Source organism: Bradyrhizobium sp. CW1, from assembly GCF_023100665.1.
GTDB classification, from domain to species: Bacteria; Pseudomonadota; Alphaproteobacteria; order Rhizobiales; family Xanthobacteraceae; genus Bradyrhizobium; species Bradyrhizobium canariense_D.
In genome coordinates, this window is record NZ_CP064684.1 from 1,083,771 (window position 1) to 1,100,935 (window position 17,165).

19 protein-coding genes and 1 pseudogene are annotated in these 17,165 nt (G+C 64.2%); 16 read left to right on the forward strand and 4 right to left on the reverse strand.

Annotated features, from left to right (window positions below):
• Nucleotides 1–122: 122 nt before the first annotated feature.
• The 7 genes from IVB54_RS05120 (at nt 123) to IVB54_RS05150 (ending at nt 6,244) form a co-directional block, all read left to right on the forward strand.
• Nucleotides 123–1,526, forward strand: coding sequence for a TldD/PmbA family protein (locus tag IVB54_RS05120; RefSeq protein WP_018453447.1), 1,404 nt, complete (start codon nt 123–125; stop codon nt 1,524–1,526).
• Nucleotides 1,513–2,331, forward strand: a complete 819-nt coding sequence (locus IVB54_RS05125) for a 3'(2'),5'-bisphosphate nucleotidase CysQ (RefSeq protein WP_018453448.1) — start codon at nt 1,513–1,515, stop codon at nt 2,329–2,331. Before IVB54_RS05120 ends, IVB54_RS05125 begins: the two co-directional genes overlap by 14 nt.
• Nucleotides 2,332–2,391: 60 nt before the next feature.
• A complete protein-coding gene (locus IVB54_RS05130; protein ID WP_007596929.1) occupies nt 2,392–2,634 on the forward strand; it encodes a DUF4170 domain-containing protein in 243 nt (80 codons plus the stop codon).
• The gene (locus IVB54_RS05135; protein ID WP_018453449.1) at nt 2,631–3,344 is read left to right on the forward strand and encodes a lysophospholipid acyltransferase family protein; all 714 of its coding nucleotides are present in this window, start codon (nt 2,631–2,633) and stop codon (nt 3,342–3,344) included. The genes IVB54_RS05130 and IVB54_RS05135 overlap by 4 nt, the downstream gene beginning before the upstream one ends.
• Nucleotides 3,307–4,653, forward strand: a complete 1,347-nt coding sequence (locus IVB54_RS05140; protein WP_018453450.1) for a 3-deoxy-D-manno-octulosonic acid transferase — start codon at nt 3,307–3,309, stop codon at nt 4,651–4,653. Before IVB54_RS05135 ends, IVB54_RS05140 begins: the two co-directional genes overlap by 38 nt.
• Nucleotides 4,646–5,662, forward strand: a complete 1,017-nt coding sequence (gene lpxK, locus IVB54_RS05145) for a tetraacyldisaccharide 4'-kinase (RefSeq protein ID WP_018453451.1) — start codon at nt 4,646–4,648, stop codon at nt 5,660–5,662. The genes IVB54_RS05140 and lpxK overlap by 8 nt, the downstream gene beginning before the upstream one ends.
• Nucleotides 5,663–5,908: 246 nt before the next feature.
• Nucleotides 5,909–6,244, forward strand: coding sequence for a GYD domain-containing protein (locus tag IVB54_RS05150; RefSeq protein WP_007596925.1), 336 nt, complete (start codon nt 5,909–5,911; stop codon nt 6,242–6,244).
• Between the two features lie 327 nt (nt 6,245–6,571).
• On the opposite strand, the gene IVB54_RS05155 is transcribed toward IVB54_RS05150, so the two are convergent.
• Nucleotides 6,572–6,766 carry a hypothetical protein gene (locus IVB54_RS05155; RefSeq protein WP_083926320.1) on the reverse strand — a complete coding sequence of 65 codons (195 nt, stop codon included), beginning with the start codon at nt 6,764–6,766 and terminating at the stop codon, nt 6,572–6,574.
• A 492-nt stretch (nt 6,767–7,258) separates the two neighbouring features.
• On the opposite strand from IVB54_RS05155, the gene IVB54_RS05160 reads away from it, so the two are divergent.
• Entirely contained in the window at nt 7,259–7,564 is a 306-nt protein-coding gene (locus tag IVB54_RS05160; protein WP_247777089.1) for a hypothetical protein, read from the forward strand.
• A 16-nt stretch (nt 7,565–7,580) separates the two neighbouring features.
• On the opposite strand, the gene IVB54_RS05165 is transcribed toward IVB54_RS05160, so the two are convergent.
• The gene (locus IVB54_RS05165) at nt 7,581–7,808 is read right to left on the reverse strand and encodes a DUF2093 domain-containing protein (RefSeq protein ID WP_007596922.1); all 228 of its coding nucleotides are present in this window, start codon (nt 7,806–7,808) and stop codon (nt 7,581–7,583) included.
• A gap of 175 nt (nt 7,809–7,983) precedes the next feature.
• On the opposite strand from IVB54_RS05165, the gene IVB54_RS05170 reads away from it, so the two are divergent.
• Together IVB54_RS05170 and IVB54_RS05175 are read left to right on the forward strand one after the other, a co-directional pair.
• Nucleotides 7,984–8,808, forward strand: coding sequence for a dienelactone hydrolase family protein (locus IVB54_RS05170; protein ID WP_018453455.1), 825 nt, complete (start codon nt 7,984–7,986; stop codon nt 8,806–8,808).
• 259 nt (nt 8,809–9,067) lie between these two features.
• Nucleotides 9,068–9,238: a hypothetical protein gene (locus IVB54_RS05175; protein WP_198293346.1), complete on the forward strand. Its 171-nt coding sequence runs from the start codon at nt 9,068–9,070 to the stop codon at nt 9,236–9,238.
• 264 nt (nt 9,239–9,502) lie between these two features.
• On the opposite strand, the gene xseA is transcribed toward IVB54_RS05175, so the two are convergent.
• On the reverse strand, nt 9,503–11,125 hold the full coding sequence (xseA, locus tag IVB54_RS05180; protein WP_026232534.1) for an exodeoxyribonuclease VII large subunit: 1,623 nt from the start codon (nt 11,123–11,125) through the stop codon (nt 9,503–9,505).
• Between the two features lie 137 nt (nt 11,126–11,262).
• On the opposite strand from xseA, the gene IVB54_RS05185 reads away from it, so the two are divergent.
• The 6 genes from IVB54_RS05185 to IVB54_RS05210 all read left to right on the forward strand — a co-directional run bounded on the left by IVB54_RS05185 (nt 11,263) and on the right by IVB54_RS05210 (nt 16,414).
• Nucleotides 11,263–12,273, forward strand: a complete 1,011-nt coding sequence (locus IVB54_RS05185; RefSeq protein WP_026232535.1) for an alpha/beta fold hydrolase — start codon at nt 11,263–11,265, stop codon at nt 12,271–12,273.
• On the forward strand, nt 12,270–12,824 hold the full coding sequence (locus IVB54_RS05190; RefSeq protein ID WP_247777090.1) for a hypothetical protein: 555 nt from the start codon (nt 12,270–12,272) through the stop codon (nt 12,822–12,824). Before IVB54_RS05185 ends, IVB54_RS05190 begins: the two co-directional genes overlap by 4 nt.
• The gene (locus IVB54_RS05195; RefSeq protein WP_018453460.1) at nt 12,824–13,123 is read left to right on the forward strand and encodes a transcriptional regulator; all 300 of its coding nucleotides are present in this window, start codon (nt 12,824–12,826) and stop codon (nt 13,121–13,123) included. The genes IVB54_RS05190 and IVB54_RS05195 overlap by 1 nt, the downstream gene beginning before the upstream one ends.
• 321 nt (nt 13,124–13,444) lie before the next feature.
• Nucleotides 13,445–13,624: a hypothetical protein gene (locus tag IVB54_RS05200; RefSeq protein ID WP_018453462.1), complete on the forward strand. Its 180-nt coding sequence runs from the start codon at nt 13,445–13,447 to the stop codon at nt 13,622–13,624.
• 251 nt (nt 13,625–13,875) lie between these two features.
• Nucleotides 13,876–16,056 (forward strand): PAS domain S-box protein, encoded by a 2,181-nt coding sequence (locus IVB54_RS05205; protein WP_018453463.1) that lies wholly within the window; start codon nt 13,876–13,878, stop codon nt 16,054–16,056.
• Nucleotides 16,049–16,414: a response regulator gene (locus tag IVB54_RS05210; RefSeq protein ID WP_018453464.1), complete on the forward strand. Its 366-nt coding sequence runs from the start codon at nt 16,049–16,051 to the stop codon at nt 16,412–16,414. The genes IVB54_RS05205 and IVB54_RS05210 overlap by 8 nt, the downstream gene beginning before the upstream one ends.
• Nucleotides 16,415–16,582: 168 nt before the next feature.
• Here the strand turns inward: IVB54_RS05210 and IVB54_RS05215 are convergent.
• Nucleotides 16,583–17,118 (reverse strand): annotated as a pseudogene (locus IVB54_RS05215) (transposase).
• Nucleotides 17,119–17,165 lie beyond the last annotated feature (47 nt).

Consider the following 17,165-nt stretch of genomic DNA (forward strand, 5'->3'; position numbering starts at 1 on the left):
CGAGACGTTGCGCGCAAGGTGCGAATCTGAGCTTTTGGTGGGCTGAAAATGCTTGAAGTCCGCGCGATCAGGGCACATCTGTGGGTTCCGGTCCCGCAGCCCGCCCCAACAGGATTTCGTTTGTGAACCCTTCACCAAGCTCGACGCTTTCGCCCAAGGATTCGTCCACAGCCAGCCGCGACCTGTTCGACCAGTCTGCGCTCTCCGATCTCGCGCAGCGGCTGGTGGAGGCTGCAAGGCGCGCCGGCGCGGATGCGGCCGATGCAGTCGCCGTGCGTGGCGTCTCGCAAGGCGTCGAGGTCCGCGACGGCCGCGTCGAGGAATCCGAACGGTCCGAGGGCGACGATGTCGGCCTGCGCGTGCTGGTCGGCCGCCGTCAGGCGGTGGTCTCGACCAATGATACCAGCGGCGATGCCGTGACCAAGCTTGCCGAGCGAGCGGTTGCGATGGCGCGCGTCGCGCCCGACGACAAATATGTCGGCCTTGCCGATCCGGCACTGCTCGCGCGCGACTTCCCCGATCTCGATCTGCTCGACCCTGACGTGCCCGCGACCTCGGAACTCGAGCGTCGCGCGCTCGAAGCCGAGGCTGCGGCGCTTGGTGTGAAGGGCGTGACCAAATCCGGCGGCGCCTCGGCCTCCGCCGGCATGGGCGGCATGGTGCTCGTCACCAGCACCGGCTTCCACGGTTCTTATCTGCGGTCCAGCCAGGGCATCTCCGCCACCGCCATTGTCGGTGACGGCACCGGCATGGAGCGCGACTACGACTTCACCTCGGCGCCGCATGGTGTAGACCTCTTGTCACCGGAGATCGTCGGCCGTTCCGCGGGCGAGCGCACCGTGGCGCGCTTCAATCCGCGCAAGGTCGAGACCTGCAAGGTGCCTGTGGTGTTCGATCCGCGCGTCGCGGGCTCGCTGGTCGGTCACGTCGTCGGCGCCATCAATGGCGCTTCGATCGCGCGCAAGACCAGCTTCCTGAAGGACACGCTCGGCCAGCAGCTGTTCGCCAACAACATCCGCATCATCGACGATCCGCTGCGCAAACGCGGCCTGCGCTCGCAGACGTTCGACGCCGAAGGCGTCGCCGTGAAGAAGATCGCGCTGATCGACGAAGGCGTGCTGACGACCTGGCTGCTCGATTGCGCGACCGCGCGTGAGCTCGGCCTCACCACCACCGGCCATGCCCACCGCGGCGTGTCCTCCTCGCCGTCACCCGGCCCGTACAATCTGCATCTTGAACCCGGCACGCCGACGCCGGCCGAGCTGATCTCCGACATCAAGCAGGGGTTCTACGTCACCGATTTGATCGGCTCGGGCGTCAACGGCGTCACCGGCGATTACAGCCGCGGCGCCTCCGGCTTCTGGATTGAGAACGGCGAACTCACTTATCCCGTGAGCGAGGTGACGATCGCCGGCCATCTGTTCGAGATCTTCAGGTCGATGCAGCCGGCGAACAATCTCGAGTTCCGCTACGGCGTCAATGCGCCGACGGTGCGCATCGAGGGTTTGACGCTTGGCGGACGTTGACGCGAACGCAACCGGTGAAGCCATCCTGACGCGCGACGCGGCGCTGCTGCAAGAGACGGTGCGGGAGGCGGGCGCACTCGCGCAGTCGATGTTCCGCACCGAGCTGAAGAAGTGGACCAAGGGCGCGTCCTCGCCGGTCTCGGAAGCCGACATTGCCGTCAACGATCTCCTGGAAGCGCGCCTGCGCGCGGCGACGCCCGACTATGGCTGGCTGTCGGAGGAGAGCGCCGACGACGAGGTGCGGCTGTCGCGGCGGATGACCTGGATCGTCGATCCCATCGACGGCACCCGCAACTATCTCAATGGCCATGACGAATGGTGCGTCAGCGTGGCGCTGGTCGAGGATGCCTCGCCAGTGCTGGCCGCGGTGTTCGCGCCGACGAGCGAAGAGTTCTTTTTCGCCGCCCGCGGCCAGGGCACGACCCTCAACGAGGTGCCGGTGCGGGCGACGTCGGGATCCGAGCTTGACTTCTCGCGGGTCGCGGGTCCGAAGCCCCTGGTCGAGCGCCTGAAGCCGTCACTGGGCGAGATCAAGCTGCATCCGCGAATCGGTTCGCTCGCGCTGCGTCTGTGCCGGGTCGCTCATGGCGCGCTGGATGCGGCTTTTGCGGGCGGCAACAGTCATGATTGGGACCTTGCGGCGGCGGATTTGATCGTGCAGGAAGCCGATGGTAGGATGAGCGATCTCTCCGGAGATCCCATCCTCTATAACCGCCGGCAAGTCACGCATGGGGTGCTGGTGGCAGCGGGTCGCGATCGTCATGCGAACATTGTCTCGCATTTTCGAAACCGCCCCTTGCCGTGAAGCGCTTTCTCGTGCTTGTCGAACACTGCTTTGCCGGGCAGCCCGTTAGGAACAGAACCGATGCCAGATAGTGCCCCGCAACAACTGCTCCACCTCGTCGTCGGCGGCGAGCTCGTCGATCTCGAGCACAACACCTTCAAGAACCTCGACGACGTTGAGATCGTTGGCCTCTATCCGAACTATGCGACCGCGCACGCCGCCTGGCGCGCCAAGGCGCAGAGCACGGTCGACAACGCGCAGATGCGCTATTTCATCGTCCATCTCCACCGGCTGCTCGACCCGAATCAAGAACCGGCGCGTTGAAAAAGCTGCTTCGCAATACGCTGAGGAGCAGCTTCGTTCAGCGTGCCGTCGGAATCCTGGCGGCCGAATATCTGCGTCTGGTCTGGCGGACGAACACATTCACGTTCGATCCGCCTGACGTCTATGACCGCGTCGAACCGCAGATCCCGGCGATCTTCGCCTTTTGGCACGGCCAGCATTTCCTCACCCCCTTCATCAAGAACAAGGACTGGTACAAGGCCAGGGTCCTGATCTCCCGTCACCGCGACGGCGAGTTCAACGCGATTGCCGCCGAGCGGCTCGGCATCGGCACCATCCGCGGCTCCGGCGACCATGGCGGCGCGTTTCACCGCAAAGGCGGGGTCGGTGCCTTCAAGGAAATGGTGCGGACGCTCGAGGACGGTTGTAATGTCGCGCTGACCGCTGACGTCCCCAAGCGCTCGCGCGTGGCTGGGCTCGGCATCATCATGCTGGCACGGGAATCGGGGCGGCCGATCATGCCTTTTGCGATGGCGACCAGCCGCTTCGTCCGGCTCAAGAACTGGGACCGCACCACCATCAACCTGCCGTTCGGGCGGGGCGCGTTGGTCGGCATCAAGGAAATCCACGTTCCGCCGGATGCGGACGCCGCCACCATGGAAGCGCTGCGGCTCGAGCTGGAGGAGACCTTGAACGAGGCGACCCGCCGCGCCTATGCGCAACTCGGCCGGCCGGGACCTGCAGATGCCTAAATCGCTACCGGGCTCGCTGCCGTTGACGCTGCGGATGTACCGGCGCCTGGCGCGCGGCCTGGTGCCGCTCGCGCCTGTGCTGATCAAGCGGCGCCTGAAGCAGGGCAAGGAAGATCCCGCGCGCGTCGGCGAACGGCGGGGCCTGTCCCGGGACGTGCGACCGCACGGTCCGCTGGTCTGGATTCACGGCGCCAGCGTCGGCGAGGTCCTCGCCGCGGCGGCCCTGATCGAGCGCTTGCGCGATCTGAACCTGCGCATTCTGCTCACCTCGGGCACCGTCACGTCGGCTGCTATTGTCGCAAAGCGCTTTCCGCCCGACGTCATCCATCAATACGTGCCGTATGATTCCCCGCGCTACGTCGCGCGCTTCCTCGACCATTGGAAGCCGTCGCTGGCGCTGTTCATCGAATCCGATCTCTGGCCGAACCTGATCCTGGCAGGCGCTGCGCGTCGCGTGCCGATGGTGCTGATCAACGGGCGGATGTCGCCGCGCTCCTTCCCGCGCTGGCGCCGCATGCAGGGCACCATCTCGGCGCTGCTGTCGCGTTTCGACATTTGTCTGGCGCAGTCGAAGACCGATGCCGAGCGCTTCTCGGCGCTCGGCGGCCGGGACGTCGTCACCACGGGCAATCTCAAGCTCGACGTGCCGGCGCCGCCGGCCGATCCTGCCAAGCTCGAACGGCTGATGGCGATGACGCGCGGGCGTCCGATCATCGTCGCGGCCTCGACCCATCCGGGCGAGGAGGAGATGCTGGTGGCGGCGCATCGCAGCCTCAGCGGTTTCTTCCCGCAGCTCCTGACCGTGATCGTGCCGCGCCATCCGGATCGCGGCTCCTCGATCACAGGCCTGATCACGGCGTCCGGCCTGAAGCCGGCTCTGCGCTCGCGCGACGAGCTGCCGACGGCGACCACCGACGTTTATATCGCCGACACCATGGGCGAGCTCGGCCTGTTCTATCGCCTCTCGGACATCGTGTTCATGGGCGGATCGCTGATCCGCCATGGTGGCCAGAATCCGATCGAAGCGATCAAGCTCGGCGCGGCCATCGTCCATGGTCCGCACGTCTTCAATTTCGCCGACGTCTACGAGGCGCTCGATCACAGCGGCGGTGCGCGCCAGGCCGACACGCAGGAGCTGCTGATCAAGCAGCTCGGCCAGCTGCTCGCCGATCCTGCCGTGCGTCACAAGATCCAGCAATCGGGCGCCGGCGTGGTCGAGGATCTCGGCGGCGCGCTCAACCGCACCATGACCGCGCTCGAGCCTTATCTTCTGCAGTTGCGGATCGAGATGGGGGCCGCCAATGCGTGAGCCGGCCTTCTGGTACCGGCCACGTTCGCTCGAATCGTACGCATTGGGGCCGCTGGGTGCGCTCTACGGCGCGATCACCGAACGGCGGATGCTGCGCGCGGGCGTCGACGCCGGCATCCCCGTGATCTGCGTCGGCAACTACCATGTCGGCGGCGCCGGCAAGACGCCGACCGTGCTGGCGCTGACGAAGCTCCTGCGCGAGCTCGGCGAGACGCCGGTGGTGCTCAGCCGCGGCTATGGCGGTAGCCTCAGGGGCCCGGTAATGGTCGACCGCATGCGTCACACCGCGTCCGACGTCGGCGACGAGCCGCTGATGATGGCGCGCGACGTTCCCGTCACGGTCGCGCGCGACCGTCTCGACGGCGTCGTGCTGGCGAAGTCGCAAGGCGCCACCGTGATCCTGATGGACGACGGTTTCCAGAACCCGCGTCTTCTCAAGGACACCTCGCTGATCGTGATCGACAGTGAGCGCGGCCTCGGCAATGGCAAGGTGTTTCCGGCCGGTCCGCTGCGTGCGCCGCTGAAGGCGCAGCTCGCGCGCACCGACGCGCTGGTCGTGATCGGCGGCGGCCGCGCCGCCGACGATGTCGCGGCCGAGCTAGCCAGGCGCAACAAGCCGGAACTGCGCGCGCGGCTGAAACCCGACGCCGAGGCGGTCGCAAGACTGTTGGGCAAGCCGGTGTTCGCGTTCGCCGGCATCGGCGATCCCGAACGGTTCTTCCGTACGTTGCGCGCCCGCGGCATCGACCTCGCGCGCACGCGCGCCTTTGCCGATCATCACATGTTCTCGAACGAGGAGATCGCAGCCATCGCTGCGGAGGCGGGGCGCGAGCAGCAAACATTGGTAACGACGGAAAAGGATCTTGCTCGCCTGCACGGCCGTGAAGGCGTGCCGGATGACATCGTGCCTTTCGCGGTGCAGCTCGAGTTCGATGACCCGGTTGCGCTTCGGCAATTGATCAGCGATCATCTCTACAAGGCGCGCGAGCGGCGGTTTTCCAGGCGATGATCTCGTAAGGTGGGCGAGATCTGATCGGGACGACATGTCGCACTGATGAATTTCCTTCCGCACGTTCGGGAGTTGATGTAGCCTCGCATGAGAGCCGTCACCGGGACGTGCCGAACTCCCGGAAATCATCGACGGCGTTTATGCCCACGGCGGGCAGTACCTTCATCATTTCAGATGCAGCGGCCGTAACGACGAGTTCGGAACGGCAGGGAAAGTCATTGCCAAAAACCCAGAGGAGAACATGCCATGCATTTTTGCCTCACCGGACAATACACACCCCGCGCTCTCAATGCCATTTTGGAGAACCCCAAGACCGATCGTCAGGAGGCGGCAAGAAAACTCATCGAAGCGGCCGGCGGAAAGCTGATTTCGATGTTCAGCGTTGCGGCCGACGGCCCAGGCGTGTTGGTGATTTTCGATGTGCCTGATCCGGGTGCGGCTCCGGCCATCTCCGGCCTGACCGTCACGGCGGGCACCCTGCAGAACGTGAAACTGACGCGGCTGTTCACGCAGGACGAGATCAAGCAGGTCCGCCAGAACGCGGCGAAGCTGCGTTCTTCGTATACTCCGCCCGGAAGCTGACATCCGGATCTAAAGCGAAGCCGCCGCAGTCGAAGGAAGCGGCGGCAACGCTCACCTCACAGCAAGAAGCACGTCTGCAACCGAGGCAAGGCGAAGGCCTTCCAGCCTGCGTTGACGAACCATGCTGTCCGGTGCGTGCTGCGTCCGCGGCGTTCAGCAGTCAATCATGCTCACCACGCCCCAACGGCCATCAATCCGATAATGGTCAGGCACGAGACGCAGGCCACCATGGCGGTATAGTACTCGGGTGTATTCATTGCTGCCTCCCAAACTGTTGCCAACTGCTTGGTCACTGCTACGGGGAGAGATCGCCGGTCTCGGGCCGCTTCAATTCGGCGCGCGGCGACCGGTCTTGCGTTGTGCGTCCGTCCTCTCATCGTCACCCTGATCCGGATGATGATGCGCGTCGAGAGCTTCAAAGCGTTCAGCTGCGATCAGAAGCTGTTTCCGCATTTCAGCGAGGCGGGCGCGGCAATATTCACGATAGAGCAGGTCTAATATGGTGGGCATGATCACCCCCATCGTTGATTTTCGATTACAGATATTCCACCGCAAATTTTCGAGGTGATCGTAGCCCGACAGATGGCTCTTCGATATGAGCCCGTTCACAGACTGCGCCAATTCCAGAGCTCAGTGGCCGCTTGGCTGACTTGATTGTCTGTGCGATAAAAAGAGCAGGGCCAGTTACCTAAGATGAAGCATAGCGGCGCTTTGTTTCACCAAGACTTCGTCAAACAACCTAAGAGCGCCAATCGCAACAAAGAATCCAACCACAACGCGAAATAACTAACCATGGAGTGCAAGCACTCTTCGATGCAACGCGGATTGGCATAACGGAAATCATCTCGGCTGTGAGAGCAGCATTTCTGATGCGTCCGAACATGCCTCGTGAAAAAGCTGCACCGCTCGTGCTATGCCGGCAGGGCAGCTGCGCTTTGCCCATCGACAGCAGCCTGCCATTCAGGCGCCATTCATCGCAAGCTCCTATCGTTTTCAGACGCTCAGGAGAATGCGATGAAGTTGCCGTCCGCCGCCGTTGCCGCCAGTCTTGTGGGTCTGATCATTGCGCCGGTGTTTGCACAGACGGCACCGCGGGCGGCGTCCACCGCCACAGTGCCGGTCCCCGCGACCAAGCGCGTGACGTGTCTTTCCACGACGGCAAGCCTGAAGGGACAGGACAAGCGCGACCAGATGCAGCTCTGCATGGCGCAGGCGCGGCTCGATTGCCTGAAGCAGGCGATCGATCAGAAGATCGTCGGCGAGACCAGGAAGAGTTTCATCAAGACCTGCGTGGGCGCGGATGGCGCGGAGCAGCGATAGACGCGCGGCTGCGGCCTCACGCCTGCGGCTTGGGCGCGCCCGGGTAATGCCGCTCGAGCACGGCGGCGGGCGTGGCGTAGGCTTCCTGCAGGTCCACGCTCCAGTATTTCAACTCGTCGAGCGGAATGCGCGTATCGGTGATCGCGCAGCGCACGAAGGTCCCCGGCGAGATCACGCGGAAATCGCCGTCGAGATACTGCACCTGCGCTTCGCCATGGCCCGAAGGGCCGAACTTGTTCAGCACGGTCGAAAGTCTCCGTGGAAGGCCGCTCCGGGATCACCTGGGAGGGCACGATGTGTTGGACGGGATGTAGCACAGATAGGGTGGCTTGTCCGCCCGGTAAACCCACCGGTTTGTGATGTTTTGGCGGCGTTTCCGCATGATAGTGCTTGAGCGAAGGATCCAACGGCAAAGTTCGATGCGCCTTCCGTTCACCGCCCTGTTCCTGACCTTCCTGCTCTCGGCCGCGCACGGCTCGCCGGCACCGCAGCCGGTCGAGATTCCGCTGGCGTCCGGCGTGCTGCATGCGCAGCTCTACAAGCCCGAGGGCACCGGGCCGTTTCCGACCGTGATCGCGCTCCACGGCTGCGGCGGCCTCGGTGGCCATTCCGATTCCGTCCTGCCGCGCTATCGCGAATGGGCCGAGCGGCTGCTCAAATCCGGCAACGCCGTGCTGCTCCCTGACAGCTACGGCTCGCGCGAGCTCGGGCCGCAATGCCGCGTCAAGGAGATCCACGTCAAGGCGCGGCGCGAACGCGTCACCGATATCGCGGCGTCGCGCGCCTGGCTGATGAAGCAGAGCTGGGTTGCGCGCGACCGTGTCAGCCTGATGGGCTGGGCCAACGGCGCCAGCGCGCTGCTCTGGGCCGTGCGTCCGCAAAACCTTGCGCGCGAGACGGGTCCGGATTTCCGCGCCGCGATCGCGTTCTATCCGGACTGCAGGATTTCCGCCGGCCTCGGGTGGAGCACACGGGTGCCGACGCTGGTGCTGATCGGCGGCAATGACGACGTCTCGTCGCCGCCGGCCTGCCGCCAGATGGTCGAGGGCGCGCATGGCCGCAGCGCGCTCGCGCGCATCGTGGTCTATCCCGGCGCCTATCACGACTTCGACCGCGCCAACACGCCGCTGCACGCAGCGAGCGGCAGCACCGACGCCGCCGCGCCCGAGCACGGCCATCTCGGCACCGATGCGGCAGCGCGCGCGGAGTCGCAGAAGGAAGTGGCGGAGTGGCTGGCGCGGTGATGGCAGTGCCGTAGCCCGGATGAGCGTAGCGATATCCGGGTAGGCCTGTCCCGCATGTCGCTGCGCTCATGCGGGCTACATGTGGCGAGCGGGCTCGCCGCGCCGTAGCTCGTGAGAAGCGAAGGCGGGGCCGCCGAAGGGAACAACAGCGGACAGCCCCGCATCGACCACCGCCCTGCACGGAAAATGGCCGACCGTGACTCTACGGATCGCGCGCCGTTGTGGTTTCAGCCCGTGACGACGCCATCATTCGACCACGATGTCGATTAAACGCAATCCCATGCGCAACCGCTTCGTCCTGTTCTCCTCCGCCCTGATCGTCTTCACCGTCGCGGTCTTCCTGTTTGAAGCCCATGCCGGCGCGCCGCAACGCGCGCCGGAACATTGCGGCTTCTGGACCACGATCGACGCGGGATTGTCCTGCCGCTGAGACGCGCAGTCTTGTAGCCCGGATGAGCGTAGCGATATCCGGGGCCGCTACTCCCGCATGTCGCTACGCTCATGCGGGCTACGACAGCGAGTTCGTGACACGCGTCCCACACACTCACTGTCATCGCCCGGCTTGACCGGGCGATCCAGTACGCCGAGGCGGTTGTGATGGATCGAGAAGCCGCGGCGTACTGGATTCCCCGCTCCTGTGCGCAATTGCGCACAAGGCGGGGAATGACAGCCAGGGTGGAACGCCGCCCTCCGCCTAAAACAAATTCCCCTGATCCACCGGCTTGCCCACGCGCTTCGGCGCAGGCTTGGCGTCCTGCGCGGCTGGCTTCGCTTGCGCCGGCGCGCGCTTCGCTGCAGCCGCGGGCCGATCCGCATCCGCGGTCGCACCGACACGGCCATCCGCAAACTCGATCTCGACCCGTGCGCCGGGACCGATCTCATTCGCCGAATGCAGCGGATGGCCGGCCTCGTCCCGCACCAGGGCAAAGCCGCGCGCGAGCACGCCGCGATAGGACAAGGCGGAGAGCAGCTTGCCGCTGTTCTCGACGCGGGCATCCAGCCGCTGCAACAGCGTCACCAGCGCGCGGCCCGCGCGCTCGGCAAGGCGATGCGTGCGCTCGCGCTGGCGGTGAATCGCGTTGCGCTGCGCCTGCGCATTGGACAGTTTTGAGGCGCGCAAGCGCACCTCCAGCCCGGCAAAGCGGTCGCGCCGCCGCCGCAAGAGCGAGCGTGCGGATAGGCCGAGCCGTTCGCCGCACACGGTGAGGCGATGATCAGCCTGCGCGATCTGGCCGTGCAGCACCCGCAGCGTCAGCTTGGCGCCTGCGGCGGTGAACCTTCGGAAATGCGCGTGGGTGTTGGCCTTGAGGCAGCGGGGCAGGGACGCACCCGCCGAATCCAGCCGCTGCCGCGGGATCGCCAGCAAATCGCCGGCGGCCGGCAGCGCGCGCGCGGCGGCACGCAGCTCGCTGCGGCGGCTCTCATGGCCGCGCTGCCAGCAGGACCGGGTACGTCGCCCGAGATCGCCGACCTCGACAAAGAGATCGCTGCGCACCGGCACGGCCATCTCGGCCGCCGCCGTCGGCGTCGGTGCGCGCTTGTCGGCGACGAAATCGATCAGCGTGATGTCGGTCTCGTGCCCCACGGCCGAGATCAGCGGGATCATGCTCTCGGCCGCGGCGCGGACCACGATCTCCTCGTTGAACGACCACAGGTCCTCCAGCGAGCCGCCGCCGCGCGCGACGATCAGCACGTCGGGGCGCGGAATCCTGCCGCCCTCCGGCAGCGCATTGAAGCCGCGGATCGCGGCCGCGACCTGCTCGGCCGAGCCTTCGCCCTGCACCTTGACCGGCCACACCAGCACATGGCGGGGAAAGCGGTCCTCCAGCCGATGCAGGATGTCGCGGATCACGGCGCCGGTCGGCGAGGTCACCACGCCGATCACCTCCGGCAGCCACGGCAGAAGCTGCTTGCGCGCCTCGTCGAACAGGCCTTCGGCGGCGAGCTTCCGCTTGCGCTCCTCCATCAGCGCCATCAGCGCGCCGATGCCGGCCGGCTCCAGCGCCTCGATCACGATCTGGTATTTCGAGGAGCCCGGATAGGTCGTGAGCTTGCCGGTGGCGATGACCTCGAGCCCCTCCTGGGGCTTGAAGCGCATGCGCCCGTGCACGCCCTTCCAGATCACCGCCTCGATCTTGGCGCTCTCGTCCTTGAGCGCGAAATAGCAATGGCCGGACGAATGAGCCCCGCGGAAGCCGGAGATCTCGCCGCGGACCCGGACATGGCCATAGGTGTCCTCGACCGTCCGTTTCAGGGACTGGGAGAGCTCCGAGACGGTGAATTCGGGAGTGTTGAGCAGGGGTTCCGCTGAAGGCATCGGCAAACGATTCGGCATGTGGGGATCAGACCCGACGTTAAGGATTTTTGCAGCGCCGCGCCAATCCGGGTATTGACCAAAAGAGTACTCTGCAATATAGAGTTCTCTATAGCTGAATAGGCTGAGAGGAGTAGATCATGGCAATTCGAGTGCTGCGCGGCGTTGTGAACGGGCTGAAATGGGCCCTGTGTGCGGTCGGCTGTGTGGCGCTGATCCTGGCTGCCATGATCGCAACGCCGCTGGAGCGGCCGCCGGAGATGAAGTCGGTCTCCGACTCATCGAAGGGGATAGACTGGTCCACGCTGCCTCCGCTCGAGCGCTTCCAGGCCCGCGACGGCACCTGGATCGGTTTCCGCCACTACGCTGCCAATGGTCTTGCAACCGGCCGTGGCGCGATCTTCATCCACGGCTCGTCCGGCTCCAGCGGCACCGTCAATCATGCCCTGACCCATGCCATCGCCGCGCGCGGCGTGGAGACCTGGGCGCTCGACATCCGCGGCCATGGTGGCTCCGGCACGCGCGGCGATATCGGCTATGTCGGCCAGCTCGAGGACGACCTCGTCGACTTCGTCGCTCAAATCCGCAAGACCGCGCCGGAGCTGCCGCTCACCTTGATCGGCCATTCCGCCGGCGCCGGCTTCTCGCTGCGCGTCGCCGCGACGCCGATCATGCAGGACATGTTCGTGCGCACCGTGCTGCTCGCACCCTATCTCGGCTATGACGCGCCGACCAACAAGCCGCATGCCGGCGGCTGGGCCAATGTCGACCTGCCGCGCTTCTTCGCGCTGGCCACGCTGCGCAAGATCGGCATCGACTGCTGTTCGCAGCTTCCGGTGCTCGCGCTCGCCGTGCCGGCGAGTTCGGCAAAATATCTCGTCGCCACCTATTCGGACCGCCTGACGCGCAATTTCGCGACGCGCGGCTATCGCCTCGATCTTCCGGCGGCGACACGTCCGGTCACGATCTTCGGCGGCGCCGAGGACGAGATGATGATCTCGGATAAATATGCAGAAACCGTGCAGGCGGTGAAGCCATCGGTCGACGTCAAGATCATCGACGGCATCAACCACATGGGCATCGTCACCAACCCGAAGGCGATCTCGGTCATCGCCGACGATGTGGCGACGCGCGGGACAGGGCAGTCATGATCGACAGCAAGGAAGCCTCCGCGGCGCTGGCCGATATCGACGACATCGTCCAGCGCGTGAAGCAATCGCAGCTCTACGAGCTGGCGAGCCACGCCGCCGTCTGGTGGGGCGCATTGGTGTTCGCGGGCAATCTCGTGACCTGGCTTTGGCCGGTCTATGCGGGCTACGCCTGGGTTGCCGTGGACGTTGTGGGCGCCGGCGGTCTGGTGGTGCTGCGCATTCTCAATCCGCCGCATCACCCCCATGGCGCCGCCTTCAACATCAGACTGCTTCTGGTGTTCGCGCTGTTCTTCGCCTTCGGTTATCTCTGCACCAACGTGATCGGTCATTTCGGTCCGCGCCAGCTGGGCACGTTCTGGCCGCTCTACTTCATGCTGTTCTATTCGCTGGCGGGTCTCTGGTTCGGCTATGCCTTCATGGCGATCGGTCTCGGTATCTCCGCGCTGACGCTGATCGGCTATTTCTACATCGGCGAGGCGTTCCCGCTCTGGATGGCCTTCGTCAATGGCGGAGGCCTGATCCTCGGCGGCCTCTGGATGCGGCGGATCTGATGGCCGAGCTCGACGACATCATCCACCAGCCGTTGCGGCTGAAGATCATGGCGGCACTGAACGCGCTGCCGGCCACCGCAGGATTGGAATTTTCCCGGCTGAAAAAGCTCACCGGCGCCACCGACGGCAATCTCGGTGCGCATATCGAGACGCTGGCCAAGGCGGGCTACGTGTCGGTGGAGAAAGCCTTCGTCGGCAAGAAGCCGCAGACCACGGTGACCGCGACCGCTGCGGGGCGCGGAGCGTTCGCGCGGCATGTGGCGACGCTGCAGGAGATTATTGCGGGGAAGCAGGGGTAGGACGTACTCATAAATGTCGGCTTACCAACGCAAAGCGGAAGTCTCCCACCTCGGGCATGATCGATGGCTTGTGACCCGAAGCTGACCTGCGAGGCTCGCCCGTACAACGATAGTCCATATCAATTGGGGATTGCCGGCATTGCGATGGCCGATTGCTGCGGGTCCAAAGCTATCTCGATACACGCTCCTTCAAAACTGTCCGCACCTTCAAGTGCCAGAAGCTCATTGCGACGATTGAGGGCACCCACGACATCGATTAATCTATGTTAAGGCCGCGCCCGTAACTGGGAGGTAAAATGTTCCCAACGGGGAAGGCGTGCGATGGACTACCGCGCTTATATCATGGGCGAGGACGGGCGGATCAGCGGCGTTCATGAGATCGATTGCGCCAACGACGACGAGGCCACAGCCAAAGCGAGACAGCTGCTCGACGGCCACGATTTAGAAGTGTGGCACAGAGATCGGCGCGTCACTGTTCTCAAGCACCACACAAGACAGTAAGGCCGCTCAGTGGCGGTCGCGGCCATGCAATGTCCCCGGTCAGGCGGCCCTTAGCGGACATGCTCATCAGCTTGTCCTGACGCCGATAACCGCCATTAGCGGACCCTCGCGAACCCGTACCTACGGGGGGAACCAAGGGGCCCGTGATGCGTTAAGAGCAGTTCGGCGGGCCGGAGGGGCGTCCGCCCATTGCACGAACGACGCTCGTATCGGGTCGTCGTTCCTCTCGCCCCCGAGAGCCGGGCACCCGCATGTCGAACGTAGAAGAATTCCCACTCTCCGCCCGGCACCGCCCCACGGAGTTCGAGGCCCTGGTTGCGGCCGGCGCTGCCGCGCTCGATGCCATTCCGGGCGCAGTCTATCTCTGTGACGCGGAGGGGCTGCTGGTCGCCTATAACGCGGAGGCTGTGGTGCTGTGGGGGCGCACACCTGATGTTGGGAGGGAGCGCTTCTGCGGTTCACACCAGCTCTACCTGCTGGATGGAACTCCCCTCGCGCATGCCGACTGCCCCATGGCCACCGCCGTTCGCGCGGGAACGCCGACGCGCAATGCCGAAGTGATAATGGCGCGGCCGGATGGCTCTCGCTTCACGGCCATGGTCAACATCCGGGCGTTGCGCGACTTTTCTGGTCGCATCCAGGGCGCCATCAATTGCTTCCAGGACATCACCGGACGCAAGCAGGTCGAGGAGGAAGTCCGCCGCACGACGCAGGATCTGCAGGACTTTTTCGACAACGGCGCGGTGGGCCTTCACATCGTCAGTGGCGAGGGAATTATCATTCGCGCCAATAAGGCCGAATTGGATCTGCTTGGGTACCGGCCCGAGGAGTATATCGGGCGTCATGTCGCCGAGTTCCACGCCGACGCTCCCGTGATTGGCGATATTCTCCAGCGTCTTTCATGCGGTGAGCCGCTGCAGCGCTACCCTGCCCGGCTGCGCGCCCGCGACGGCACGATCAAGCATGTCCTGATTACCTCGAACAGCCGCATTGTGGACGGCAAGTTTGTCAACACGCGCTGCTTCACGACCGACGTCACCGAACTGCATGCTGCCGAAGAGGCACGGCAAGCAAGTGAGGCGCGGCTTGCGGCGACTTATGAGGCCGCCAGCGTCGGCATTTCGGAGACCGACGAGAACGGTCGCTTCTTGCGGGTGAATGATTCCCTCTGCCGCATCACCGCGCGCAAACGCGACGAACTGTTGGGGATGACCTTCCTCGACTACACCGATTCCAACGATCAGACCGAAGATGCCGAATTGTACGCGCGGCAAGTCCGCGGCGACATCGAGAACTACACGGTTCGCAAGCGTGTACTACGGCCTGACGGGTCCGTTCGCCATCTGGATATCTTCAGTTCGTCGGTGCGGGATTCGGAAGGCTGCTTCCTTTATGGCGTGCGGGTCGCTCAGGATGTCACCACCACCAAGCAACTGGAGGATCGCTTGCGTGAAGGCGAGCAGCGCATGCGCGATCTCCTCGAGGCGTTGCCAGCAGCCATCTACACGACGGACGCCAAGGGGCGCATTAATTTCTTCAATCGGGCTGCCGTCGAGATGGCGGGCAGAACGCCGCAGCCAGGCGACGAATGGTGTGTGACCTGGAAGCTCTATTGGCCCGACGGCTCGCCGCTGCCGCACAATGAATGCCCGATGGCTGTTGCGCTGCGCGAAAACCGGCCGGTTCGCGGTGCCGAAGCGGTGGCCGAACGTCCAGACGGCAGACGCGTGCCGTTTATTCCTTTTCCAACGCCGCTGCGCGACGCGGACGGCAATCTTGTCGGCGCCATCAACATGCTCGTCGACATTAGCGAGCGGAAGAACGCCGAGAACGCTCAAAAGGCTCTCATCGACGAACTAAACCACCGTGTGAAAAACACCCTGGCCACGGTGCAATCTCTGGCGAACCAGACCGCCCGTCACGCCGCCGATCTGCAGGAATTTCTGCCGACCTTCACGGGACGGCTGCTTGCGCTCGCCCGCGGACATGACCTGCTGACGAAGCGAAACTGGCAGGATACGCCTTTCGAAAAGCTCGTCCACGATATCGTCGCTCCGATGTCGGGCGGACGGGTGCTGACTAGCGGGCCGCACGTTGAACTAGACGCCCGCATGGCACTTAGCATCACCATGGTGCTCAACGAGCTTCTGACCAATGCGGCGAAGTACGGCGCACTCTCAGTGCCGAATGGATCAGTTTCGCTCACTTGGCGGATCAGCGCCGGCGAGCGCTCGCAAGCCGTGCTGGATTGCGAATGGCACGAACGTGGCGGACCACCTGTTACGCCTCCAAAGCGGCGCGGCTTCGGCACGCGGTTGATGGAACGTTGCGTCGAGCATGATCTCGCAGGTGAGTTCGATCTGGTATTCGAGCCGGAGGGCACTCGCTGCCGCATGGTGTTTCCCATTATGCCTGCAGCGTCCAATGGTTGAGCTGTCCGGCGCCAAGGTTCTCCTGGTCGAAGATGAGGGCCTTGTGGCCCTCATGCTCGAAGATATGCTTGAGGAACTGGGCTTGAAGGTCGTTGCCTCAGCAGCCCACGTACAAAAGGCGTGCGAACTCGCGACGACGGCATCGTTCGATTTGGCGCTCCTTGATGTGAACCTGGCTGGCGAACTTGTTTTTCCGGTAGCTCGCATCTTGCGGGAGCGAAGGATTCCCTTCCTGTTCAGCACGGGTTACGGCGGACCTCCGCTCGAGGAGGAGTTCAACAGTTCGCCCGCGATAGGCAAGCCGTTTTCTATCGATCAGTTGAACGAGAAATTGCGGGCGATTCTGGCGCTCCCATAGCAGGACGGCTTCGCGCGTTTCCTTGCGTCGGATGCCGATCCGGGCGCCGTGTGCAGGTGCCGAAAGCGAGTACGATTCTCCGGGGTCCGAGGCATCAAGGGGCCAACGCTGCTTTACTGGTACAAAGCTCGTAGGATGGGTTGAGCCCTTGCGAAACCCATCGCTTCTCTATCCCCGTTCTCCGAAATCGCGGCCGTCATCCGACTGATCGCCGGCCCAATCGGCCGGGTAATTGCCGAACTTTATGTGGCGATGAAACGAGGAGGGCGCCCAGTCACGGACTCTGTCGACGAGCCCGTGCTTGACCGGATTGATATGAACATAGTCTACATGCCGCGCGAAATCAGCTTCGTCGCGAACGGTATGCTCCCAATATCTGCTTGCCAGATGCCCCGTTCACCTTTGGCCGCGCGGCTTGGGGATATCCTCTCGTTGCGCGCCAAGCCGCGCGAAAAGGTGGATTTGATCAACTGCCAGCGCATTGCAAAATCGGCACCACCTTCTGGCAACGTCCACACCGTGTGAAGGTGATCAGGCAGCACCACGATGGCATCGATCGTGAATGGATGGCGTCGGTGCGTTTCACGAAACGCCGTGCGCAACAACCCGATATGATCCGTCAGCAACGCTAGCTTCCGCTCCGCCAGGTTGACCGTGAAGAAGAAGCACCCACCCGGAAGAAAGTTGCGGCGGTACGCGGTCATGACGGGACGTTACCACGAAACAAGTGCGATGGGTTTCGCAAGGGCTC